Annotated in this window: 18 protein-coding genes; 10 read left to right on the top strand and 8 right to left on the bottom strand. The window is 66.0% G+C overall.

Annotated features, from left to right (window positions below):
• The first annotated feature begins 323 nt into the window (after positions 1 to 323).
• From ACVINW_RS25170 to ACVINW_RS25140, 7 genes are all read left to right on the top strand, one after another.
• Positions 324 to 1,400 carry a lysylphosphatidylglycerol synthase transmembrane domain-containing protein gene (locus ACVINW_RS25170; RefSeq protein ID WP_456753796.1) on the top strand — a complete coding sequence of 359 codons (1,077 nt, stop codon included), beginning with the start codon at positions 324 to 326 and terminating at the stop codon, positions 1,398 to 1,400.
• A gap of 105 nt (positions 1,401 to 1,505) precedes the next feature.
• The gene (locus ACVINW_RS25165) at positions 1,506 to 3,467 is read left to right on the top strand and encodes a hypothetical protein (RefSeq protein WP_456753795.1); all 1,962 of its coding nucleotides are present in this window, start codon (positions 1,506 to 1,508) and stop codon (positions 3,465 to 3,467) included.
• A 299-nt stretch (positions 3,468 to 3,766) separates the two neighbouring features.
• Positions 3,767 to 5,356 carry an ABC transporter substrate-binding protein gene (locus ACVINW_RS25160; RefSeq protein WP_456753794.1) on the top strand — a complete coding sequence of 530 codons (1,590 nt, stop codon included), beginning with the start codon at positions 3,767 to 3,769 and terminating at the stop codon, positions 5,354 to 5,356.
• Positions 5,357 to 5,415: 59 nt separating this feature from the next.
• Positions 5,416 to 6,351, top strand: coding sequence for an ABC transporter permease (locus ACVINW_RS25155; protein ID WP_456753793.1), 936 nt, complete (start codon positions 5,416 to 5,418; stop codon positions 6,349 to 6,351).
• Positions 6,348 to 7,169: an ABC transporter permease gene (locus ACVINW_RS25150; RefSeq protein WP_456753792.1), complete on the top strand. Its 822-nt coding sequence runs from the start codon at positions 6,348 to 6,350 to the stop codon at positions 7,167 to 7,169. The genes ACVINW_RS25155 and ACVINW_RS25150 overlap by 4 nt, the downstream gene beginning before the upstream one ends.
• Positions 7,166 to 8,146, top strand: coding sequence for an ABC transporter ATP-binding protein (locus ACVINW_RS25145; protein WP_456753791.1), 981 nt, complete (start codon positions 7,166 to 7,168; stop codon positions 8,144 to 8,146). Before ACVINW_RS25150 ends, ACVINW_RS25145 begins: the two co-directional genes overlap by 4 nt.
• Positions 8,139 to 9,182, top strand: a complete 1,044-nt coding sequence (locus ACVINW_RS25140; protein WP_456753790.1) for an ABC transporter ATP-binding protein — start codon at positions 8,139 to 8,141, stop codon at positions 9,180 to 9,182. The genes ACVINW_RS25145 and ACVINW_RS25140 overlap by 8 nt, the downstream gene beginning before the upstream one ends.
• 59 nt (positions 9,183 to 9,241) lie before the next feature.
• Here ACVINW_RS25140 and ACVINW_RS25135 read toward each other — a convergent pair whose 3' ends face one another.
• A complete protein-coding gene (locus ACVINW_RS25135) occupies positions 9,242 to 9,805 on the bottom strand; it encodes a DUF2147 domain-containing protein (protein WP_456753789.1) in 564 nt (187 codons plus the stop codon).
• A gap of 127 nt (positions 9,806 to 9,932) precedes the next feature.
• Positions 9,933 to 10,961 carry an NAD(P)/FAD-dependent oxidoreductase gene (locus tag ACVINW_RS25130; protein ID WP_456753788.1) on the bottom strand — a complete coding sequence of 343 codons (1,029 nt, stop codon included), beginning with the start codon at positions 10,959 to 10,961 and terminating at the stop codon, positions 9,933 to 9,935.
• Between the two features lie 164 nt (positions 10,962 to 11,125).
• Here ACVINW_RS25130 and ACVINW_RS25125 point away from each other — a divergent pair, with 164 nt between their 5' ends.
• A complete protein-coding gene (locus ACVINW_RS25125) occupies positions 11,126 to 11,587 on the top strand; it encodes an acyl-CoA thioesterase (protein WP_456753787.1) in 462 nt (153 codons plus the stop codon).
• A gap of 98 nt (positions 11,588 to 11,685) precedes the next feature.
• Here ACVINW_RS25125 and ACVINW_RS25120 read toward each other — a convergent pair whose 3' ends face one another.
• Complete coding sequence (locus ACVINW_RS25120) at positions 11,686 to 12,006, bottom strand: 2Fe-2S iron-sulfur cluster-binding protein (RefSeq protein ID WP_021078007.1); 321 nt, start codon at positions 12,004 to 12,006, stop codon at positions 11,686 to 11,688.
• Between the two features lie 152 nt (positions 12,007 to 12,158).
• Entirely contained in the window at positions 12,159 to 12,536 is a 378-nt protein-coding gene (locus ACVINW_RS25115) for an Hpt domain-containing protein (RefSeq protein WP_456756491.1), read from the bottom strand.
• Between the two features lie 379 nt (positions 12,537 to 12,915).
• Between ACVINW_RS25115 and ACVINW_RS25110 the strand changes: the two genes are divergently transcribed.
• The gene (locus ACVINW_RS25110) at positions 12,916 to 18,861 is read left to right on the top strand and encodes an apolipoprotein A-IV repeat region-like domain-containing protein (RefSeq protein ID WP_456753786.1); all 5,946 of its coding nucleotides are present in this window, start codon (positions 12,916 to 12,918) and stop codon (positions 18,859 to 18,861) included.
• A 207-nt stretch (positions 18,862 to 19,068) separates the two neighbouring features.
• On the opposite strand, the gene ACVINW_RS25105 is transcribed toward ACVINW_RS25110, so the two are convergent.
• The 3 genes from ACVINW_RS25105 to ACVINW_RS25095 all read right to left on the bottom strand — a co-directional run bounded on the left by ACVINW_RS25105 (position 19,069) and on the right by ACVINW_RS25095 (position 21,961).
• Positions 19,069 to 19,935, bottom strand: coding sequence for an MlaD family protein (locus tag ACVINW_RS25105; RefSeq protein WP_456753785.1), 867 nt, complete (start codon positions 19,933 to 19,935; stop codon positions 19,069 to 19,071).
• Positions 19,936 to 20,054: 119 nt separating this feature from the next.
• Positions 20,055 to 20,825 carry an ABC transporter ATP-binding protein gene (locus ACVINW_RS25100; RefSeq protein WP_456753784.1) on the bottom strand — a complete coding sequence of 257 codons (771 nt, stop codon included), beginning with the start codon at positions 20,823 to 20,825 and terminating at the stop codon, positions 20,055 to 20,057.
• A gap of 2 nt (positions 20,826 to 20,827) precedes the next feature.
• Positions 20,828 to 21,961 (bottom strand): MlaE family ABC transporter permease, encoded by a 1,134-nt coding sequence (locus ACVINW_RS25095; protein ID WP_456753783.1) that lies wholly within the window; start codon positions 21,959 to 21,961, stop codon positions 20,828 to 20,830.
• A 143-nt stretch (positions 21,962 to 22,104) separates the two neighbouring features.
• On the opposite strand from ACVINW_RS25095, the gene dgcA reads away from it, so the two are divergent.
• Positions 22,105 to 23,106 carry an N-acetyl-D-Glu racemase DgcA gene (gene dgcA / locus ACVINW_RS25090; RefSeq protein ID WP_456753782.1) on the top strand — a complete coding sequence of 334 codons (1,002 nt, stop codon included), beginning with the start codon at positions 22,105 to 22,107 and terminating at the stop codon, positions 23,104 to 23,106.
• Here the strand turns inward: dgcA and ACVINW_RS25085 are convergent.
• Positions 23,076 to 24,275 carry an MFS transporter gene (locus ACVINW_RS25085; RefSeq protein WP_456753781.1) on the bottom strand — a complete coding sequence of 400 codons (1,200 nt, stop codon included), beginning with the start codon at positions 24,273 to 24,275 and terminating at the stop codon, positions 23,076 to 23,078. The two genes, dgcA and ACVINW_RS25085, sit on opposite strands and share 31 nt — an antisense overlap.
• Positions 24,276 to 24,333 lie beyond the last annotated feature (58 nt).

Here is a 24,333-nt window from a genome sequence, read left to right as displayed (position 1 = left end):
CCATTCGCTGTGCGCCAGCTGCCCGCGACAGTGCCGAGACGACCACAAAATCGGCAAAAATACCGATGAAATCGCTGGGAACGATGGAACATGCAGTCGTTCCGTCATAGCGGACCCCACGTCTGCGACTCACATTCCGCAGAGCGAGAACATATGTAGCCAGTATGACAATGGCGCTGGACGAGGGTCGAAGCTTGGCTTGTCAAGGGCTGCACAACGCATCGGTTTTGCCTTATGGGTCATCGCGTACGGTGCGTTTGCCCGTCACCCGTCGCCGTCCGTGACCGGGTCCCACTGAAATTGCCGCCCCGCCGGGAGGATGAATGCTTCGGCTGCTGACCACGCTTGGGCGTGGTTTCAAGGAAAAGATCGGCTGGAAACGGCTCGGGATCGCCGCGAGTGTATTGATCATCGCGCTGGCGATCATGTCGCTCGTCCACACCCTGAAAGGCGTCGACACCGGTGTCATCCTCACCGCGCTGACCGACATCGCGCCGCACCGGATCGCGCTGGCGGCGCTCTGCGTGGTCGGAGCGTTCTGCACGCTGACCTTCTATGACTTCTTCGCGTTGCGCACGATCGGCAAGACCCACGTCCCCTACCGCATCGCAGCGCTGTCGAGCTTCACCAGCTACACGATCGGTCACAATATCGGCGCCACCGTCTTTACCGGCGGCGCGATCCGCTTCCGGATCTATTCCGATTACGGCCTCTCCGCGATCGACGTCGCCAAGATCTGCTTTCTGTCCGGCCTGACCTTCTGGCTCGGCAATCTGTTCGTGCTCGGCTTCGGCATGGCCTGGCACCCCGCGGCGGCATCGGCGATGGACCTGCTGCCGCCGGCGATGAACCGGCTGATCGCGCTCGGCTGCCTTGCCGGCATCGGCGCCTATTTCGTCTGGCTCTTGACCGGCGAGAAGCGCCGCGAGCTCGGCCAGAACGGCTGGAAGGTGGTGCTGCCGTCAGCCAAGCTGACGCTGCTGCAGATCATGATCGGCGTGGTCGATCTCGGCTTCTGTGCGCTTGCGATGTACCTGTTGATGCCGACCGAGCCGCATATCGACTTCGTCTCGCTGGCGGTCGTGTTCATCCTGGCGACGCTGCTCGGCTTCGCCAGTCACGCCCCCGGCTCGATCGGCGTGTTCGATGCGGCGATGCTGGTGGCGCTGCCGGAGTTCAGCAAGGAACAATTGCTGGCGACGCTGGTCGTGTTCCGCATCCTCTATTTCCTGATCCCGTTCGGGATCTCGATCTCGATCATGGGCATGCGCGAGCTCTGGCTCAACGTGGTGCAGCCCTGGCAGGAACGAAAGCGATTAAGCCAGGCCTGCACGGCCTCGGCGACCGTGCGGCAACCGATCGAAAGCCGGCAGCAGCGGATCAGGCAGCTGAAACGGTAACAGGCAACGTCGTCGGCCCGCATCCCGCTCACTCGATCCCGGATTTTCGATCCCCCCGCAGCCGCTTCTCTTATTTTCGCCGTACCGCTCGCGTCAAACCGCGCCATGATTGGCTTTTTGGTTCGATTTTCGTTTCGTGTGACGGTCTGCAGCGTGCTGCTCGGCAGCGCGCTGGCGGGGATACTCGCCTCGGCCGCCGAGGCGCAGGACGACAGCCAGCTGCAGATCTCCTGGGAGGTCCGCAACCGCTTCCGCCTGTTCCGCGAGGAACGCGACTTCCGCCTGCATGTCGAAAGCGGGCTCGGCCGCAGCGTGCTGGCCTCGGAACAGGCGCTGGAACTGCAGAGCGACGGCCGCGGCTGGGCGCGCAACACGGTCAACCGGCTCTGCATCGACCTGCAGGGCCGCGTCAACGAGCCCTGCACCCGCGACAACGTCAAGGAAAGCTATCTGACGCCGATCGATCACCCGATCACCGTGCGGCTCACCGGCCCGGTTCCGGTCGGCGCCACCTGCGCCTGGTCGTTCGACGACGGCGACGGACCGCAATCCCAGACCTTCGACTGCGCCGAGCCGGTCAATCTGCGGGTCCGCTACGGCCGCACCACGGTCGCGACCGTCGACGTCGCGAGCGGCGCCGAAGCCAACCAGCGCGTCACGACCCAGATCGCGGTGCGTGACTTGCTGATCGCCGGCCTTGGCGACAGCATCGCATCCGGCGAAGGCAATCCCGACCGCGCCATTGCGCTCTCCGACGAAGGGTTCTGCTTCCGCTCCTATCTCGGCGGCGCGCAATATTACCGGCCGAGCCGCGCCGGCTACAAAGGCGGCCGTGCCTGCGAGGCGCCGGATACCCTGACCAACTGGCAGCGCCAGAGCGCGCTGTGGCTCAACTCGGCCTGCCACCGCTCGCTCTACAGCTATCAGACCCGCACCGCGCTTGCGCTCGCCGTGCAATATCCGCACATCGCGGTGACCTATCTGCCGCTGGCCTGCACCGGCGCCAGCATCGCCGACGGCCTGCTCGGCTCGCAGCAGGCGCGCGAATGCCTCCCGACCAAGACCGCCAACACCTGCTCGGGCACCGTCAACGGCCAGATCGCCGAGCTGCGCACCGCGCTCGCCGCCGCCAAGCGCCGCCAGCCGGACCGCACGCTCGACCTCGTGCTGCTGTCGATCGGCGCCAACGACATCTACTTCTCCGGCCTCGTCGCCAACGTGATCGTCGACACCCCGACCGAACGCACGCTGTTCAGCCAGGGCGGGTCGCTCGCCAGCGTCGATGATGCCCGCTCGGCACTGGCGCGCGACCTGCCGGCCGGCTTTGCCAAGCTGCGCGAGGCGCTGAAGCCGCTGGTCGGCGGCGACCTCTCGCACGTGATCTATACCGCCTATGCCAACCCGGCGCTGGCCAATGGCGGCACGCCGTGCCCTGGCGGCCGCGCCGGCTTCGAGATTCATCCCGCCTTCAACGCCGACCCGCGGCGGCTCGCCGAGGTCTCGGGCTTCGTGCAGAACGAGTTCCTGCCGCAGATCAAGGCGCTCGCGCAGTGCCAGTCCGGCATCATCTGCCGCAATCCGCGCGCCGACCGCATGACCTTCGTCGATGCGCATCAGGATGCATTCGCAAGCCACGGCTTCTGCGCGCGCGCCTCGAGCGATCCGGAGTTCGACCGCGACTGCTTCGCCGCCAATGGCGACAGCTTCGAATCCGATATCGTCGCCGCCGCCAACCAGCCGCTGAAATGCGGCCGCAGCGCCGGCGAATACCGCGCCTATCTGCCGCGTGCGCGCTGGATCCGCGACGCCAATGACAGCTACTTCGCCGCGATGACCTACCCGCAGGGCCTGCCGTCCTCGATGCAGCCAACCGACATCCACGATGCGACATGGGGCATCCTGTCGGCGGTGTATGGTGGCGCGGTGCACCCGACTGCCGAAGGCCATGCGGCGATGGCCGATGCCGCGGTGCCGGCCGCCGCCAACGTTCTGCAGTTGAACACCGCGGTGCCAGAGGTGATTTCCGAGCCGGTCGCCCCGCTGCCGACTCCGCCGCAGCAGCGCTGAAGCGGTGATCCGCCGGCCAAATTTCATTCAATCGCAATTACTTAATTACCGTCCATTTGCAGACCAAAGAGGTGAGCGCGGCTGATTCAACTGCAGCGTGCGTTCTGCCGTTGCAACTCTGGATACGCACGGTCCCCCACCCCATGCTTTTCATTCGCCGGGCTCCCGATGGTCGTCCGGCGCTGGCGTTGAGCGTTCCACACCTATTGGAGCCGATCGCCATCACCACCGAACGTGTGCCTTGCGCTTGACGTGCTGCGAGTGGTCAACTCGCTGATCGATATTCCAGTTGGGGAAGCATGATGTTCAGGCGGATTGCGATCGTGGCCGGATTGGCACTGGCCCTATCGGGCGCGGCGGAGGCCCAGACTCCGCGCAAGGGCGGCACCATCAGGATGACGGCGCCCTACGGCTCAAGCTTCACCAGCATGGACATCCACACCACACCGCGCGCCCAGGACGAGATCTACGCCAAGGCCCTGCACCGCTCGCTCTACATCTGGGACTCAGCCGAAGGCAAACCGGTTCTGGAACTCGCCAAGGAGGTCACCGTCTCGGGCGGAGGTCTCATCCATACCTTCAAGCTGCGCGACGACGCCTATTTCCACAACGGCCGCAAGATGACGGCCGACGACATCATCTGGTCCTACAACCGCATCATGGACGGCACCAAGGCCTATCCCGGCGCACGCTTTGTCCGCGTGATCGAGGGCGCCGCCGAGGTCGAGAAGGGCCAGGCCAAGGAAATCTCCGGCCTGAAGAAGATCGACGACTTCACCCTCGAAATGAAGCTGACCGAGAAGGTCGATCCCGCCTTCTATTTCTTCACCGCGCTGACCTCGATCTATCCCGCTGATGAGGCGGCGAAAGAGAGCTTCATCCAGAAGCCGATCGGTCTTGGTCCGTTCAAATTCGTCGAGCACGTGCCGGGATCGCGCATCGTGCTGGACCGATGGGACCGGTTCTACAAGCCCGGCAAGCCCTATGCCGACAGGATCGTGATCTCGCTGATGGGTGAAGCCGCGGCGCGCGATGTCGCCTTCCGCAACAAGGAGATCGATACCTCGGTGCTCGGGCCCGCGCAATATGTCGCCTATCAGGCCGACCCCGACCTCAAGGGCACCATCGTCGAGGTCGCCGAGGTGTTCACGCGCTATATGGGGATGAATCCGATGTTCAAGCCGTTCTCCGACAAGCGGGTCCGGCAGGCCATCAACTACGCGATCGATGCCGATCTGATCATCAGCAAGCTGGTCAAGGGCAAGGCCTATCGCGCCACCAGCTGGCTGCCTTTGACCTCGCCCGCCTACGACAAGGCGATGAAGCCCTACCCCTACGATCCCGCGAAGGCCAAGCAATTGCTTGCAGACGCGGGCTATCCCAACGGCTTCGAGTTCGAATGGACCACCAGCCAGAATGAAAGCTGGGGCCTGCCGATCGTCGAAGCCGCCATCCCGATGCTGGACAAGGTCGGCATCAAGGTGAAGGTCAAGCAGGTCGAGACCGCGGTGCTGGCCGAAGTCATTCGCAAGGGCGACTTCCAGGCCTTCATCTATTCCCAGGCGACCGGCCCGGATCCGCAGGCCGCGCTGAAATGCTTTCACTCGGCGACGCCGCAATCGGCCTGCAACTACACGACCTTCAAGAACGCCGACTTCGACAAGCTGATCGATGCGGCCGGGCAGACCGACGACGCCGCAAAGCGCACCCAGCTGCTGCAAAAGGCCAACGCGCTGCTCCAGGAGGAAGCGCCGATCTGGTTCTTCAACTACAACAAGGCCGTCATGGCGGTGCAGCCCTGGCTCAAGGGCATTCAGCTGGACGCGACGGAACTGACCCATCAGAACGTCGAAGACCTCTGGGTCGACGACACCTCGCCGGCGAAGTGACAGTGCCATTGCGCTCCCTCCATCGCGAGCAACGACGGAGGGAGTGAGGAAAACGTCCAATGCTGTCCTTCGCGATCCGCCGAGTGCTGCAGACCATTCCGACCGTGCTGGCCGTCGTGCTGCTGATCTTCGTGCTGTTCAGCATCGTGCCGGGCAGCATCGCGTCGAGCATGGGCGACGACGGCCGCGGTCCGACTGACCCGCAGGTCGTGGAACGCATGAAGAAGCAGCTCGGCCTCGACGATCCCGTCTACGTCCGTTTCGGCTCCTATATCGGTCGGCTCACGACGGGTGATTTCGGGACCTCGTTCCGGACCCGTGAGCCGGTCACAACCATGATCGCGAAACGGATGTGGCCGACGCTGCAATTGATCTTCGCGGCGCTGGCATTTGCGATCGCGGTCGGCGTCCCGCTCGGCTTCGTCGCCGCGCTGCGGCCGGGCAGCATCGTCGACACGGTTTCGATGGTGCTGGCGGTGTCCGGCCTTTCGATGGCCAAGTTCTGGCTCGGGCTGCTGCTGATGTATCTGTTTGCATTGAAGCTCGGCTGGCTGCCGAGTTTCGGCTATGGCGACGGCGGGCTGAAATACCTGTTGCTGCCCGCCGTGACCCTCGGCGTCTCGCCGATGGCGCTGCTGGCGCGGACGACGCGGGCCGCGGTGCTCGAGATCATGACCGCGGATTTCGTCCGGACCGCGCGCTCAAAGGGCATGAGCGAAACCCGGGTCGTGACCTGGCACGTGATGCGCAATGCGCTCGTCATCATCCTCACGGTGATCGGCCTGCAATTCGGCGTCGTGATGGGCCAAGCGGTGGTGGTCGAGAAACTGTTCTCTTGGCCCGGCATCGGCTCGCTGCTGGTCGACAGCGTCCTGCAGCGCGACATCCCGGCCGTGCAAGGCACCATTCTCGTCGTGGTGCTGTTCTTTCTCGCGGTCAATACGTTGATCGACCTGCTCTACGGCGTGATCGATCCCAGGATCAGATACGCATGAAGCTTGGCACCAGCACGATCATCGGCGGGGTGCTGTTCGCGCTTGCGATCTTCGTCGGCCTGTTCGCGCCCTGGCTGGCGCACACCGATCCAGTCATGGGTGCCAATTTGATGAATGCGGAAGAGCCGCCGAACTGGATCTGGTGGTTCGGCACCGATGCGCAGGGGCGCGATATCTATTCCCGCGTCGTGCACGGCGCACGCATCTCGCTGACGGTCGGCATCGTCTCGCAGCTCGTCAACAGCGTGATCGGCGTGACGTTGGGTCTGACCGCCGGCTATTGGGGCAGCTGGTGGGACGATGTCGTCAACGCCCTGACCAATCTGATGCTCGCGATCCCCTCGCTGATCTTCGCGCTCGCCATCATGGCGGTGCTTGGACCCGGCCTGACCAGCCTCCTGATCGCGCTCGGGCTGACCAACTGGTCGTTCTCGTGCCGGATCGCACGGGCGTCGGCCTTGTCGCTCAAGAGCCAGGGCTATGTGCAGGCGGCAAAGGTGCTGGGCTACGGCGATCTGCGCATCATGATCACGCAGCTGCTGCCCAACATGCTCGGCCCCATCATCGTCATCAGCACGCTGGGCATGGGCGGCGCGATATTGGCGGAAGCCGCGCTTTCGTTTCTCGGCCTCGGCATCCGCCCACCCTATCCGAGCTGGGGCAGCATGCTGTCGGAGGCCCGCGACCAGATCACCACGGCACCGTGGCTCTCGGTTTTCCCGGGCCTCGCCATCTTCCTGACGGTGCTCGGCCTCAACCTGCTCGGCGACGGCCTGCGCGATATCCTCGATCCACAATCGCGGAGCCGGCGCACATGACGGCCCCTCCCTTGATCGAAGTCGAGAACCTGCGCATCGACCTCGACGACGGGGCGCGCCGGATTGCGGCGGTCGAGGGGGTTTCATTCCGCATCGATCGCGGCGAGACGTTCGGCCTCGTCGGCGAATCCGGCTGCGGCAAGAGCATAACGGCGCTCGCGTTGATCGGGCTGTTGCGCCGGCCGCTTTCGCTCGGTGCCGGCGCGATCCGCTTCGACGGCCGCGAGATCCAGGACCTTCCGGCGGCCGAGCAACGCACGCTGCGCGGCAACCGCATCGCCATGATCTTCCAGGAGCCGATGACGGCGCTCAATCCGGTCTCGCCGATCGGCCGGCAGATCGCGGAAATGTTCGTGCTGCATCAGGGCAAGAGCTGGCGTGACGCCGACCGGCTCGCCGTCGAGGCACTGGCGAGCGTCCGCGTCCCGGCGCCCGAGCGCAGGGTGAGGGATTACCCGCACCAGCTTTCGGGCGGCATGCGTCAGCGCGTGATGATCGCCATCGCGCTCGCATGCGGGCCCGATCTCCTGATCGCCGACGAGCCGACGACCGCGCTTGACGTGACCGTGCAGGCGGAGATCATCGAGTTGATGCGGAATTTATGTGCCGAGCGCGGCACCGCGATCCTGATGATCAGCCACGATCTCGGCCTGGTCGCCAATGTCTGCCGCCGCGTCGCGGTGATGTATGCCGGCCGCATTGTCGAGGAGCGCGGCTCGGACGCGCTGTTCCGCGCATCCGCGCATCCCTACACCAAAGGCCTGGTCGACTCGCTGCCGCGGCTCGGCACGCGTGCAGCACTCGGCCGGAGCAAGCTCAAGGAGATCGCGGGCGTCGTGCCGGCGATCGCGGATTTCCCGGCCGGCTGCCGGTTCAATCCGCGTTGCACGCAGGCGACCGAGATCTGCCGGACCACCGCGCCGGAGACGACACAGCTCGGCGACGGCGGGCTCGTCAGGTGCCATCACCATGCATGACGCAGCGCACGGCTCCAGCGACGATGTCATCCTCCGCGTCGAGGATCTCGCGGTCCATTATCCGATCGGGGGCGGCTTGCGAGGCGGCGGGCGGCGACTGTTGCGTGCGGTCGACGGCGTCGATCTCGAGCTGAAGCGCGGCGAATGCCTCGGTCTGGTCGGCGAATCCGGCTGCGGCAAGTCGACGGTCGCGCTGTCGATCCTTGGCCTGCAGACGCCGACGCGCGGCCGGATCGTGCTCGACGGCCAGGTCGTCACCGGCGGTCAATCGCTCGATCGCATGGCATTGGCCCGCATCGTCCAGATCGTGTTTCAGGATCCCTACGCCTCGCTCAATCCGCGCCAGAGCGTTCGTCGCACGCTCGAGGCGCCGCTGCGGCTGCACGGCGTGACGGCCAAAAGCGAGATCGACGGACGCATCGAGGCGATGCTGAGGCAGGTCGGCCTGCGGCCCGAGCAAGCCGGCCGCTACCCGCATGAATTCTCCGGCGGCCAGCGCCAGCGCATCGGCATCGCCCGCGCACTGATCCTCAATCCCAGGATCGTCATCTGCGACGAGCCGGTATCGGCGCTCGACGTCTCGATCCGGGCCCAGATCATCAATCTGCTGCTGGAGTTGAAGGAAACGCTCGGCCTCTCCTACATCATGATCAGCCATGACCTCGGCGTCGTCGAGCACATGAGCGACCGGGTCGCGGTCATGTATCTCGGCCGCATCGTGGAGAGCGGCGACTGGCGCGAAATCTTCGAACGGCCGGCGCACCCCTATACGCAAACCCTGATCTCGGCGATTCCCGATCCGCTGCGCCGCGCACCGCTTGCGACCACGAGGGGCGAGCCGCCCAGTCCGCTGAATCCGCCGGACGGCTGCGCGTTCAATCCGCGCTGTCGTCATGCCGAGGCGGTCTGCCGTCGCGCGCCCGCGCCATCGCTTGAAACGCGTCCCGACGGACACGCGGTCCGCTGCTGGCGGGCCGACGAGATCGCCGGCCAGATTGTTGCGGATTCCGCCGCAGCCTTCAATCGCGCGACCTGAAGTCGTTCGTGGGTGCAGGCCGCGTGCCGGAGTACGGCGAACAAGATCGAGAGCGAACCTTACCGCTTCTTCAGCGGCTGTGGCGGCGGCTGTTTCACCGCGGCGGCCTGCGCCGGCAGATACTTCGCGACGATCGCAGGATCGAGCTGCGCCATCGCGGTGTCCGGCAGCCGGGTCCAGACCTCGTCCTTGCCGAACAGCGAGATGCCGAGATAGCCGCGCATGGTCAGCGTCTGCCCATCGGCGCTCAGCGTCATCTTGGCCTTGTAGATCTTGCCATTGCGCGGATCGAGCACGTTGCCGCCCTCATAGGCGAGCCCGTTGCGCTTCATGTCGCGGATCAGGGGAATGCCGAGCCACGGCATATCCTTGCGATCGTCGGTGCATTTCGAGCAGACAGGATTGGGCGGATCGTCGGGCGATGCGAACATCTTCGCGATCATGCCCTCGTACACGCCGTTGCGCTCGACCACCAGGAACCAGCCCTCCGGCTTGCCGTCCTCGATCTTCTGCCAGAGGCCGGCTGCCGACAGCTCGGCCGCCGAGGCGGCAAGCGGAGCCGCCAGCGCAAAGGCCGTGGCGATCGCAAGGATCAGCCGAAGTCTGGACAGCGTGTTCCGCATCATCATCACCTGATCAATCGACGACCCCGAATAGCCGCAGACTACGGCCATTTCGCGGAGTGTTCCAGTACCCGCCCCGCGCAGGAACTGACCCGTGCCCCCGGCATTGGTCGCTGTCGGAGCGGAATCAGTTCACGCCAAGCTTCTTCTGCAAACTTGATGACGAGGTTGTGTACTGGAACACCAGCCGCTTGTCCGGATAGACGTAGCGATGCGCCTTCTGCGCCATCAGCGCGCCTTCGTGGAAGCCGGAGAGAATGAGCTTCAGCTTGCCCGGATAGGTGTTGATGTCGCCGATCGCGAAGATGCCTGAGACGTTGGTCTCGAACGCCGCGGTGTCGACCGGCACCAGATTGTTCTCCAGCGCGACGCCCCAGTTCGCCACCGGGCCGAGCTTCATGGTGAGCCCGAAGAACGGCAGCATCGTATCGCAGGCGATCGTCGACAGCGCATTGTCGTTGCCCTTCAGCGCGGCGCCCGAGAGCTGACCGTTGGCGCCTTCGAGCCCGGTGACCTGCCCGATCCTGAGGTCCATCTTGCCGTCGGCGACCAGCGTGCGCATCTGCTCGACGCTGTGCGGCGCCGCGCGGAAATCGTCGCGCCGGTGCAAGAGCGTGATGCGCTTGGCGATCGGATGCAGGTTGAGCGTCCAGTCGAGCGCTGAATCACCGCCGCCGACGATCAGGATGTTCTTGTCGCGGAACTGCTCCATCTTGCGCACGGCATAGAACACCGAAGTGCCTTCATAGGCCTCGATGCCGGGCACCGGCGGCCGCTTCGGCTGGAACGAGCCGCCGCCGGCCGAGATCACCACCACCTTGGCTTCGAACTCCTTGCCGGCATCGGTCTTCACGCGGAACAAGGGATCGCCGATCTTCTCGATGCTCTCCACCATCTCGTTGAGATGGAAGGTCGGGCCGAACGGCTTGATCTGCTCCAGCAGCTGGTCGGTGAGGCCCTGGCCGGTGACCAGCGGAATGCCGGGAATATCGTAGATCGGCTTCTCCGGATAAAGCTCGGCGCACTGCCCGCCGATCTTGTCGAGGATGTCGACCAGATGCACCTTCATGTCGAGCAGGCCCAGTTCAAACACGGCGAACAACCCGCAGGGGCCCGCGCCAATAATCAGCACATCGGTCTTGATCGCTTCGCTCATGTCCGCTTCTTTTCAGTTGAGATCGACTGCACGGTTCTCGCCTGTCCAGCCAAGCATGGGCCGGATCGGGACATGCATAATAGGGACAGCGGCTGGCGCGGCAACCCCTTGCCGAGCCTGCGCAACTCGGCTGTATGGACGGCAAACCGACGGAGATCCCCCTCGTGAATGCCCCTGTCCGTGCTGACGATGCGCCGCGCCTGGAAGACTTCCCCTATCGGCTGTCCGACAATGTGCGCTTTGCCGATCTCGACCCCAACGGGCACGTCAACAATGCGGTGTATGCGAGCTATTTCGAAACCGGCCGCGTCACGCTGGTGAAGGATCGGACCATGGGGCTGATGCCGGCAGGGCTTGGCTGGATCATGGTGCGCCTCGACATCCATTTCCGCGCCGAGTTGCACTGGCCGGGCCGGATCGAGCTCGGGCTCGGCCTCGTCAAGTTCGGACGGACATCGACCACCTTCGATCAGGTGGTGTTCTCGGAAGGACGCTGCGTGGCGTCGGCAAAGGCGATCACCGTGATGATCGATGAGGCCACGCGCAGGCCGACACCGCTGCCGGCGGAGGTCAAGGAGAACTTCCGCCGCTGGGTCCGTCGCGGTGTGAATCCGGACGGCGAATAGAAGCGTTTTCGAGCGAAGTGGACGCCGGTTCGCGTGAAGCAAACGCGTCAAAGCAAAAAGCGAGAGCTCGGTTCTGATTCGATCAGAACCGAAAAACTCTAGGCCTGCCGCTCGGGCGTCGACACGACCAGTCCGTCGAGCTCGTCGGTGACCTTGATCTGGCAGGACAGCCGCGAATTCGGACGCACGTCGAAGCCGAAATCCAGCATGTCCTCTTCCATCGGAGACGGCGCGCCGACCTTCTCGCGCCAGGCTTCATCGACATAGACATGGCAGGTCGCACAGGCGCAGGCGCCGCCGCATTCGGCTTCAATGCCGGGAATGGCGTTGCGGATCGCGCCTTCCATCACCGTCGCGCCGTTCTCGATATCAATGGAGCGTTTCTCGCCGGAATGGTCGATAAAGTGGATTTTGGCCATGATTGCTCGTGCTGCCGGAATGCGCCGGACGATGGATGGAAAGGTCCCGGCAGTCGTATAACGGGTCGGTCCGCGCAGCGCTAGCGCGGAGACCGAAAAGCTGTCAGCCCGGCCGGCAAGTCTCCTGGCCGGCCTGTGGAGATGGCTGGAGCCTAGGATCGGCCCAGAATCAGCTCGATCGCGGTCCGCGCCTCGGCGATCGCGGTCCCGAGCGCGGCCAGCGGCTGGGCCGGATCGGAACCGGCCGTCAGCGCGGTTTCCAGCCGGGCGGCGGCCTCGGCGACGCCAAAGGCGCCGATCGCCCGCGCCGATCCCTTCAGGGTGTGGGCGTGGGTCGCAGCCTCCGCCGGCAGTGCGGCCAGCTCCCCGAGAATCCGGGCCGACTGGGTCGAGAACATCGCCAGCACCTCCCGTTCGAGCTCCGGGTCGCCCAAGGTCATGCGCTGGAGGTGCTCGACGTCGATCGGGCCGTCGCCGGGGGCGAGCGGCGGCGATTGTGTCCATTCAACCCGTTCGAGATGAAGCGGCATGGCCTGTCCCTGTCGTCTCCGCCCGGCCCTGGCCGGCGGATCGTTGGCCCAGCCAATCACGAAACTGGTTAACGGATTGTTGTCGGGATGATCGGCAAAACCGCCTGATTCTGGACAATTTCCGGACACAATCGGCGTGCTGCGGCGGGAATTTCGAGTACCCATAAGGCCTTATGGCGCAAAGCTGTTAACGATGATTAAGAAAGTATTAATCGCAAGCATTTCATTCGCATCACTCTCCCCATAGGATGTTTGCGGATGTAGCGGACAAGCCGCCGAGGGGGCGCTTGCGCTCCGCTTGTGGGCACCGGCTTCGAGCATGCGTGGGGACGATCGCAGGCTCGCCGACGCGTAAATAGTGAGAGGGCTCAGACTGAACATGGCGAACACTCCCAAGAAGGTCAAAGATCCCACCGAAGTCGCGCTTTCTGCCATCCAGGAAGCCCTCAACATCAGCGAACAGGGCGCGGAGAACCGCAGCCCCCACAATGAAGGCGCCACGCCGCCCAGCCTGCCGTCGTCAGCTCCGGATTTTTCAGCGACATCGTTCGATCAGCGTCCGACTCCCGAACGTTCGGCGTTCGAGCCGATCGAGGAACCGCGCGCGCCGCGCCGCGCCGCCAATGACGACCGCGAGAGCATCGGCCAGATGCTGCAAACGTTGCAGGGAGGCCGCGCCCGCAACGCCTTCACGCTGTTCTTCGTCTGCTCCGGCGCCTGGCTGCTCGGCGGCGTCATCCTCACCATCGCGTTCTGGCCGGCGCTGCAGGCCTCGATGGCCCAGGGCACCGGCGTGCTGGTGCTCGCCGGCCTCGCTGCGCTGTTCGCCGTTCCGATCCTGCTGTTCTACTATCTCGCCAGCCTCGCCTCGCACGGCCAGCGCATGCAGATGATCGCGCAATCGATGGCGCAGGTCGCGATGCGCTTCTCCGAGCCGGAGAACGCCGCCGCCGATTCCATGGTGACGGTCGGCCAGGCGATCCGCCGCGAGGTCGCGGCGATGGGCGACGGCGTCGAGCGCGCGATCGCGCGCGCCGGCGAACTCGAGACCTTGGTTGCCAACGAGGTCGCTGCGCTGGAACGCGCCTATTCCGACAATGAGGTGCGCATCCGCGCGCTGCTGCAGGACATCGCCCATCAGCGCGACAATCTGGTCGGCCAGGCCGAGCAGGTGCGCAGCGCGATCTCCGGCGTGCAGATCGACCTGCGCCACGACATCGCGCTGATCTCGGACGCAATCGCCTCGCGCGTCGACGAGGTCGCCAAGAGCATCACCGGCGCGCTGGAAGAGCGCGGCCAGCACATCACGACTGCGCTGAGCCATGCCGGCGACAACATGATCCTCGCGCTCGGCGAGCGCGGCGGCGACCTGCTCGACCGCCTCGAGGAAGCCAGCGCCGAGACCACGCGCGCGGTGCTCGATGCATCGGAACGGCTCACCACCAGCCTCAACTTCAAGACCGGCCACGTCCATGACGAATTCGTCGACCTGGCCGATCGCGTCCACGAGATGCTGAACGAGCGCATCGACCGCATCACCGGCGAGTTCGAGCAGCGCTCGTCTGCGATTGTCGATGGCATCTCCGACCGCACCGAAGAGGTGCACGACTCCCTGAAGAACTCGGCAGACTCGCTGCTGCTCGAGCTCGAGCTGCGCAGCAACGACCTCGTCAGCAAGATCGACGACGCCGGCAACCGCCTCGCCGGCCAGATCATGACATCGGGCGACAAGGCGAGCGAGGCGCTCGACGTCACCGTCAATTCGCTGGTCGCCAAGGTGGTGGGCCAGACCGAGACCGCGCATGACTCGCTGTCGCTGCAGATGAGCGCGTTCGACGACCTGGTGAAGAACCACGGCAGCGAGCTCGCCGAGAAATTCGCCCGCGACTCCGGCACGCTCGGCGCGCTGATCACCCGCCATATCTCCGAATTCGACCGCACGGTGAAGACCTTCGGCGGCGATATCGTCGAGCGCATGGGCCAGCGCACCCAGGACATCGCCGACAGCTTGAAGACCTATGTCGACACCTTCGACCATCGCGTCACCAGCAATAGCGGCGAGATCACCGCCTCGCTCGACCAGCGCCTGCTGCAGTTCGAGACCACGCTCGGCAGCCGCGTCAGCAATCTCGACGCCTCGCTGACCGACAAGCTGTCGTCGTTCGACAGTTCGCTCGCCAGCAGGATCGGCTCGTTCGACGGCCGCCTGCAGTCGCTGGATGAGGCGATCGACGGCCGCATGAAGACGCTCGAAGTCACCTTCGAGAGCCGCGCCAAGTCGGTCACCGACACCATCGATGGCCATCTCGGCACGCTCGCGACCCAGCTGACCGAAGGCGCCACCCAGGCGATCCATTCGATCGACTCGCGCCTCGGCCTGCTCACCACGACCCTGACCGAAGGCACCGCGCAGGCGATCGCCGCGGTCGACCACCGTATCAACGGCGTCACCGAGACCATCGACGGCCACAGCATCCGCCTGGTCGACACCATCAACGGCCACAGCACCCGCCTCGCCGACACCATCAACGGTCACAACACCCGCCTGGTCGAGACCATCAGTGGCCATAGCTCGAACCTGACCGACACCATCTCGGCGCGCTTCGCCGACATCCAGCAGGGCATCGAGAGCCGCGTCGGCGTCATCGCGAGCGACATCGACACCCGCGTCGCGCAGTTCGAGGACCTCCTGGGCTCGCGCGTCGAGGCCGTCGCCGGCCGCATCGAGAGCAGCGGCCGCCAGGCCAGCGAGGACCTGATGTCCCGCGCCGAGCTGTTGTCGTCGAGCATCAAGTCCCATGTCGAGGACGCCGAGCGTTCGCTGACCAATCTCGTGGTCAACACCAGCGAAACCATCCAGACCGGCGCGCGCACCGCGCAGCAGGCGCTGCTCACCGTGTCCGCCGACGTCGGCAACCAGCTCAAGCTGAGCTCGGCCGAGGTCGAGGGCGTGCTGACCGCCGTCGGCACCTCCGCGGCCAACTCGATCCTCACCAGCGCCCGCGACGCCCAGGTGTCGCTGGTCTCCGCCTCCGGAGACGTCGCTTCGCAGATCAAGGCGCTGTCGGAGGATGTCGAGCGCACGCTGCAGGCCGCCGGCAGTGCCACCGCAGCCTCCGTGCTGTCCGGCGCCCGCGACGCGCAGACCACGCTGGTCTCCGCCTCGGTCGAAGCCGCAAGCCAGGTCAAGTCGCTCGCGGCCGACGTCGAGCAGTCGCTGTCGATGTCCGGCTCCGCCGCGGCCGAAGCGATCATGACCGGTGCCCGCGAGGCCCAGACCACGCTGATCGCGACGTCGACCGACGTCACGGGTCAGGTCAAGTCGCTCGCCAGCGACGTCGAGCGCTCGCTGTCGATGGCCGGCACCGCGACCGCGGAAGCCGTCGTCGCCTCCGCCCGCGAGGCCCAGAGCACGCTGGCCGGCGCATCCACCGAAGCCGCCAACCTGGTCCGCACGCTCGCGGCCGACATGCAGCACTCGCTCTCGACCGCCGGCACCGCGACCGCGGAAGCCGTCGTCGCCTCCGCTCGCGAGGCCCAGAGCACGCTGGCCGGCGCGTCGACCGACGCCACCAATCTGGTCCGCACGCTGTCGGCCGACATCGAACGCTCGCTGTCGATGGCCGGCTCCGCAACCGCCGAAGCCATCGTCGCCGCGGCCCGCGAGGCCCAGAGCACGCTGGCAGGCGCATCCACCGAAGCCACCGATCTGGTCCGGACACTGGCCGCCGACATGGAACGCTCGCTGTCGATGGCCGGCTCCGCCACCGCGGAATCGATCACCGCCGGCGCGCGTGAAGCCCAGAGCACACTGGTCAATGCCTCGACCGACGTTGCAAGCAAGGTGTCGGCGCTCGCCTCCGACATCCAGCGTGCGCTGTCGATGGCAGGCTCGGGCACCGTCGAGGTGCTGACCGCCGGCGCCCGCGAGGCGCAGAACACCCTGGTCACCGCCTCCACGGAAGCTGCCAACCACGTCAAGTCGCTGGCAGCCGATGTCGAGCGTACCCTGACGTCGGTCGGCACCAACACCGCCCAGTCGATCCTCGGCAGCGCCCGCGATGCCCAGACCTCGTTCGTGGCAACCTCCACCGAAGCGGCAGCCCAGATGCGCGCGATCTCCGTCGAGATCGAGCGCTCGCTGACCACGACCAGCGCGGAGACCGCGCAGACCATCCTGGGCAGCGCCCGCGAGGCCCAGAGCTCGTTTGCGGCGACCTCGGCTGATGCCGCCGCCCAGATCCGCACGCTCTCGACCGATATCGAGCGCGCGCTGGGCTCGGTCACGGCCAAGACCACCGACAACATCCAGACCTCGGCGCAGAACGCCCAGGCCGCATTGATCACGATGTCCAACGAGGTCTCGACCAAGGTCAAGACGACTTCCGCCGACATCGAGCGTTCGGTGCTGTCCGCGACCAGCGCATTCGGCTCGGCGATGACCGGCAAGACCGACGAGATCGTCACCTATGTGCAGCAGCAGACCGAGCGCCTGTCGCAGATGGTCGACGGCCGCCGCGGCTCGCTGGTCGAGGCGCTGACCGCCAAGACCACGCAGCTGTCGGCCGACATGGATCGCGCCACGGCAGACGCGTTGAAGGCGATCGAAACCCGCGGCCTCGCCTTCTCGCAGTCGATGGCGGCGCATGGCGGCGATGTCGCCCGCAACATCACCTCGGCCGGGGATCAGGCGACCGGCGCCGTGGCCAAGTCGCTCAAGGAGCTCGAGCAGGCCTCGCGCGCCGCAATCGACCAGTCGCGCCAGGTCTCGATCTCGGCCGTCACCGAGATGCAGGAGACCAGCAAGATCCTGCGCACCGACACGGTCGCGCTGTTCGAGCGGCTGCGCGAGGGCAACATCCTGCTGCAGGAAGTGTTGACCGGCGCCCACGACAACCTCAACTCGCTGGAGCGCGCGCTGGTGACCCGGGTGGCCGACTTCGTGTCCGCCATGAACGACGTCACCTCGCGCAACGGCGTGGCGACCCAGACGCTGGAAGACCAGCTGACGGTGTTCAACAGCAAGACCGGCAAGGCGCTGGAGGATCTCGGCGCACTGTCGAGCCAGTTCGAGACCCATGGCAAGGCGCTGATCGAGGCGGCTGCCGTGGTCGAACAGGCCAACCGCTCGACGACGGCTTCCGTCAGCGAACGCAAGGAGGCGCTGGAAGCGCTGGTCACCACCATCGACCTGCGCACCACCGATCTCGACCAGCGGCTGTCGCGCTTCACCGGGCTGCTCGATGAATCGCTCGGCGCGGCCGAGGAGCGCGCCCGCGATATCGCGCGCGTGGTGGCGGAGACCGCCGGCGCCGGCTCGGCTGCGATCAGCCGGCAGTTCGAGGCGGTGCGCCAGGCGGCCGAGAACGAGCGTCAGCAGACCGTCGACGCGATGAACGAGCTCTACCAGCAGAGCAACGCCGAGACCGATGCGATGTTCAAGGAATCGACGGAGAAGTTCTCCGCGATGGTCACGGCGATGAAGCAGATGGCGAGCGAGATGCACAGCGAGCTCGAGGCCACCCGCAACGAGCTGCGCCGCGGCGTGCTCGAGATGCCGCAGGAAGCCGCCGAGAACACCGCGCAGATGCGCAAGGTGATCGTCGACCAGATCGAGGCGCTCGCCGAGCTGAACCGCATCGTCGCCCATCACGGCCGCGGCCTCGACGTGGTCTCGACCAACCGCGCCAGCGTCCGCCACGAGGAGCCGGTGATGGCTGCCGCCGCTGGCGGCCGCGCCGACCTGCGGATGCGGGACGACGCACGGATGCGGGACAATGGCAACAGCGCTTCGACGCTGCCGCCGCCCGACCTCGGCATGGCGAGCTCGCGCCGCACCGAGGCCCCGTCGGTCAGCCCGGCGGGCCCCAACAACGGCGACGGCTGGCTGTCCGACCTGCTCAACCGCAGCGATGCGCCGCCGCCTGCCCCGCAGGGCCGCGACGCGCAGCAGCGCCCGCGTCAGCAGCAGCCGCAGCAGCCGGCCGCCAATCCGCTGGAGTCGCTGTCGCTCGACATCGGCCGGCTGATGGACCGCACGCTGGCCGCCGAGATGTGGGACCGCTACCAGCGCGGCGAGAACAAGGCGTTCAGCAAGCGCCTGTACACGCCGGCCGGCCAGAAGGCCTTCGACGAGGTGGCCCGCAAGTATCGCGCCGACCGCGGCTTCAAGCAGACGGTCGACCGCTACATCGCGGAGTTCGAGCGTCTGCTCGATGAAGTCGCCCGCGACGGCCGCGGCCAGCAGGAGCTGGCCGGTCACCTGACCTCGGAGACCGGGCTGGTCTACACCCTGCTCGCGCACGCCGCGGGACGGCTGGGGTAGAACTCACGAGTTGCGAATAGCGAACGAAAAACGGAGACCGAGAGGTCTCCGTTTTTGTTTGGGCTAACCGATCCGCAGACTGCGCATCTGCGATACCGCGCTGGCGCCAACTATCGTCATTGCGAGCGAAGCGAAGCAATCCATTTCGCCGCTTGCGGAGCAATGGATTGCTTCGTCGCTAGCGCTCCTCGCAATGACGATGCTACGTCACTGCCGCCGGCGCGGCCCGGGCGCCGCCGGGGCCGGTGCGGGCTCGGGGGCGGCGTTGTTGCTGCCGCCGAAGATCACCCGGCTCGGATTACGGTCGAAATTGTTCACGGCGCGGCTGATGTCGGCCAGCGTGCGGCGGCCGTCGTTGATCAGGAGATTGGAGCGCTTGTCGATGTTGTCGGCGAGCTCGCGGATCGACTTCACCATCAGGTTCAGCTCGCTGCCATTGTTGCCGCCGGCGATCGCGTTGAGGCCCAGCATCAGATTGTCGGCCTTGCCCATCACGCCGTCGACCTTGAGCATGACGTTGTCGATCTTCTCCGAGTTGCGCGCCAAGGCCTCGGTGAAGACCTCGAGATTCTTCAGCGAGTTCTTCACCGACTGCTGATTGTCGGCGACGATGCGGTTGACGTTCTGCAGGGTGGCGCGGATCGCCTCGGTGACGTCCTGCAGCGCATTGGGGTCGGCGGTCAGGACCGGGATGCCGTCCTCGTCCAGCGGCACCGGCGGGGCGGCCTCCTCGCCGCCCTTCAGCGAGATCGCGGCGACACCGGTGAGGCCCTGGAATTCGAGACCGACCAGGGTGTCCTTGCGCAGCGGTGCGGTGTTCTCGATCATCGCCAGCGCGATCACGCGGCGCGGATTGTCGAGCTTCACCGAGACGACTTCCCCTATTCGAATACCGTTAAAATTGACATTGCCGCCATTGCGCAGGCCCGACGCCGGCCCCTCGAAGATCACCCGCAGCGGACTGCGCTGCTTGGTGGTGTGCAGGCTCTGGAACCACAGCACGAAGCCGAACGCCGCGGCGATCACCGCCAGCGTGAAAGCACCGATCAAGACGTAGTTCGCCCGCGTTTCCATCAATTGCTCGCGTTAATCACTGTTGGGCTCTCGCGCAGCCGGCCTGCGCTCGAGCCCGTCGAATTGCTGTTGGCGCATGATCTCGTCGGACAACCGGTCTCCAGTTTCGGGATCATGGGCTAGGCCACAACGGCACGGGCGCGCTTGCCGTTGAAATATTGCTGCAGCCAGGGATGCTGCGATGCCTTCATGTCGGCGATCGATCCTGCAGCAATGATCTTACCGTTTCCTAAAACGGCGATACGGTCGCACGCGGTGTAAAGACTGTCGAGATCGTGGGTTACCATGAAAACGGTCAGCCCCAAAGTGCGCTGCAGGGTGCGCACCAGCTCGTCGAAATCGCCGGCGCCGATCGGATCGAGGCCCGATGTCGGCTCGTCGAGAAACACCAGCTCCGGATCGAGCGCGAGCGCGCGCGCCAGCGCGACGCGCTTGATCATGCCGCCGGACAGTTCGGACGGATAGCGATCGGCGACTTCGGGCTTCAAGCCGACCATCACGAGCTTCGCCACCATGATCTCGTCGAGCAGCCGCTGCGAGACGCGCAGATATTCGCGCGCCGGAAACTGGATGTTCTGGCGGACCGTGAGCGAGGAGAACAGCGCGCCCTGCTGGAACAGGATGCCCCAGCGCCGCTCCACGGCGCGGCGCTGCGACGAGCTCGCGGCATCGAGATCGACGCCGAACACCTCGATGCGGCCGGAGACTTTCGGCACCAGGCCGATGATGGTGCGCGTCAGCACCGATTTGCCGGCGCCCGAGGGGCCGACGAAGCCGAGGATCTCGCCGCGCTTGACGTCGAGGTTGAGGCCGTCGAGCACGCGCGTCTTGCCGAATTGCACGGTGATGTCGCGGACCCGAATGATGGCGTCGATGTCCTCTTCCGCCATGGTCACATCCCGATCGAGGCGAAGAAGATCGCGAACACGCCGTCCATCACGATCACGAAGAAGATCCCTTTCACCACCGATGCGGTGGTGTGCTGTCCGAGCGATTCCGCCGAACCCTGTACCGCCAGCCCTTCGACGCAGGCGACGATGCCGATCACCGCCGCCATGACAGGCGCCTTGACCATGCCGACGATGAAATGGTCGATCGATATGGCATCACGAAGGCGGAGCAGGAAGGCCTCCGGATCGACGCCGCCATAGAGCCAGGCGACGAGACCGCCGCCATAGAGCGCCGCCATCGCGCCGAGGAAGGCCAGGATCGGCAGCGCCAGGACCAGCGCCAGCATGCGCGGCAGGATCAGCACCTCGATCGGATCGAAGCCCATGGTGCGCAGCGCGTCGATCTCCTCGCGCATCTTCATCGAGCCGAGCTCGGCGGTATAGGCCGAGCCGGAGCGGCCCGCGACCATGATCGCGACCAGGAGCACGCCGATCTCACGCAGCACCAGCACGCCCAGCATGTCGACCACGAAGATGTCGGCGCCGAACCTGCGGAAGTGGAAGATGCCCTGCTGCGAGATGATGCAGCCGATCAGGAAGGTGATCAGCACCACGATCGGCACCGCGCGCCAGCACACCTGCTCGAGGTGATGCACCGTCGAGGTCAGGCGGAAGCTGCGCGGATGGATCAGCACGTGGCCCGCCGCGGCGATCACCGCGCCGAGCATGTCGACCAGGCCGATGATGGTGCCGCCGATGCCGGCCACGGTGCGCCCGATCTGCTCGAGCATGCCCGTGATCGACAGCGGATCGCTGACGACCCTGGGCGCCGGGCCGACGCGCCGGACCTCGTCGACCAGGCTGGAATAATTCGCCGACAGGCCCGCGATCTCGGCTTCCGCGCTGGGATCGCTGAGGCTGCGGCGCAGCCGCTCGATCAGCCAGGCGCCGAAGGTGTCGAGGCTCGCGACCTGCGACACGTCGATGAAGATGTGGGGACGGCTGCCGCGCAGCTTCTCGGCGTCGGACACGATCCGCTCGAGCGCGGGAGCAAAGCGGGCGGTCCAGTTGCCCGCCGCGCACAGCGCCAGTCCTTCGCCTTGGGCTATCCGCTCCAGTGTCGGGTCGCCGCTCACCTTTTGCCTACCCCTCAAGCCGGTTGGCCGCCGCTCACGCAGATCTCCGGCGGCTTGCCGGATCGGCTTGTCGAATCTGCCACTAACCAGCCATAGTTGGTTGCAGCTCGCAAGCTACGGTTCAGGAAATAGTAGACTTTAAAATGACTTCCACCCCACAAGGAGCGATTTCCCTGAACGCGCGGATCGAGCGCTGGCCGATCGCGGGGACGTTCACGATCAGCCGAGGCGCCAAGACCGAGGCGGTGGTTGTGGTGGCCGAGGTGAGCCAGGGCGGCTTCATCGGCCGCGGCGAATGCGTGCCCTACCCGCGCTACGGCGAAACGCCCGAGGCGACGTTGGAGGCGATCCAGGCCATGCAGGGGCTGCTCGCCAACGGCATGGGCCGGATCGCCCTGCAGGCTCGCATGCCCGCCGGCGCCGCCCGCAACGCGCTGGACTGCGCGCTGGCGGACCTCCAGGCCAAACGCGCCGGCCAGCGAATCTGGAACCTGCTCGGCCGGCCGGCGCCGGAACCGCGTACCACCGCCTATACGATCTCGCTCGGAACGCCCGAGGCGATGGCGGAAGCCACCGCCAAGGCCGCGCATCGCGCGCTGCTCAAGATCAAGCTTGGCGGCGATGGCGACGGCGCGCGGATCGCTGCCGTGCGCAAGGCCGCGCCGGCCTCCGAATTGATCGTCGACGCCAATGAAGCCTGGACGGACGACAACCTCGCCGCCAATCTCGCAGCCTGCGCCGATGCCGGCGTCACGCTGATCGAGCAGCCGCTGCCGGCGGGCAAGGACGAGGCACTGGCGCGGATCAAGCGCCCGGTTGCGGTGTGCGCCGACGAGAGCGTGCATGACCGCAACTCGCTGCAAGGCCTGCGCGGCCGCTATGATGCGGTCAACATCAAGCTCGACAAGACCGGCGGACTGACCGAGGCGCTGGCGATGGCGGATGTCGCCCGTGCACTCGGCTTCGAGATCATGATCGGCTGCATGGTCGCGACCTCGCTCGCGATGGCACCGGCGATGCTGATCGCGCAAGCCGCACGCTTCGTCGATCTCGACGGCCCGCTGCTGCTGGCCAGCGACCGCGACAACGGCCTGCGCTACGAGGGCAGCCTGGTCTATCCGCCCGACGCCGCACTCTGGGGCTGATGGGATAGGCGTCGACGCGCCAGCCACATCACCAGCCCGCCGATCGCCGCCATCACGGCCATCATGTCGTAGACACCGAGGCCGAAGCGCGCATAGACCATGCCGCTGACGATCGCCGTGGTGCTCGCGACGATGCCGCCGCAGGCGGTGAGATAGCCTTGCGCGCGCGCCATCACGTGCCCCGGCACATGCTGCACCATCAGGCCCATGACGCCGACCTGCGTCAGGCCGAAACTCAACCCGTGTCCGAGCTGGACTACGGCAAGCACTGCAAGCGGCGGCTCCTGCGCGGTGATCGCCCAGCGCGCCACGGCGCTGGCGGCCGCGATCATCACCAGCACCGCCGACGGCAGCGTGAAGCGCGGCGAGGCCGCAAACAGCACGATCTCGGCGAGGACGCCGAGCACCCAGAGAACCGCAATGGTCAGCCCGCTCAGCCCGGCCTGCTGCCAGGCGATCGATGCGAAGATGTAATAGGCGCCATGGCTGCCCTGGATCAGCGCTGAGGACACGATGATCGCGAGGAAGGTCGGATTGCGCAGCAACTTCGGCGCGCCGATCGCATGCGCGACTGAGGTCACTGGACGACCGAGCGGCCGCAAGGTCAGCCCGACCAGCGCGCCAAGCAGGGTCATGGCCGTGATGATCCAGATCAGATCGACCTCGGCGACATAGCGCAGCAGGAACCCGCTGATCAGCGCGCAGACCGCGAAGGCCGCCGAGCCCCACAGCCGCAACGGTCCGTAATTGAGGCCGAACTGCCTGACGCCGCGCAGCGCATAGGCGTCGGTCAACGGCACCATCGGCGTCCAGACGCAGCAGGTCAGCGCATAGACCGCGAGCAGCACGAATGGGTGGTGCTGGGTGCCGATCACCGCAAAGCCGAACGCGGTGGCGAATCCCGTGGCAATGATCGCGCCGCGCAGCATCTGGCGCCGCTCCGCCGTGGCGGTGACCAGCGGCAGCACGGTGAAGCGCGTCACCGGCGGCACCGCGGTGATGATGCCGATCCAGGTGGCATCGATGCCGATCGCCTTCAGCCACACCGTGAAAAACGGCAAGTGAACCCCGGTCATCCCGAACAGCGTGGCATAGAATGCCGCGAGGCTGCGCGCGAATCGCCGCGATGCAACCTTTGCTGCAATGGGGATTTGTGATTCGGAAGACATCAATTCAATTGCGATTCGCGCGATATCGTGATGATCGTTAACCCAACGCGCAGTGATT

Source organism: Bradyrhizobium sp. USDA 4461 (assembly GCF_054055655.1).
The sequence above is the reverse complement of the archived record's forward strand: the minus strand, read 5'-3'. Positions and strand labels throughout refer to the sequence as shown.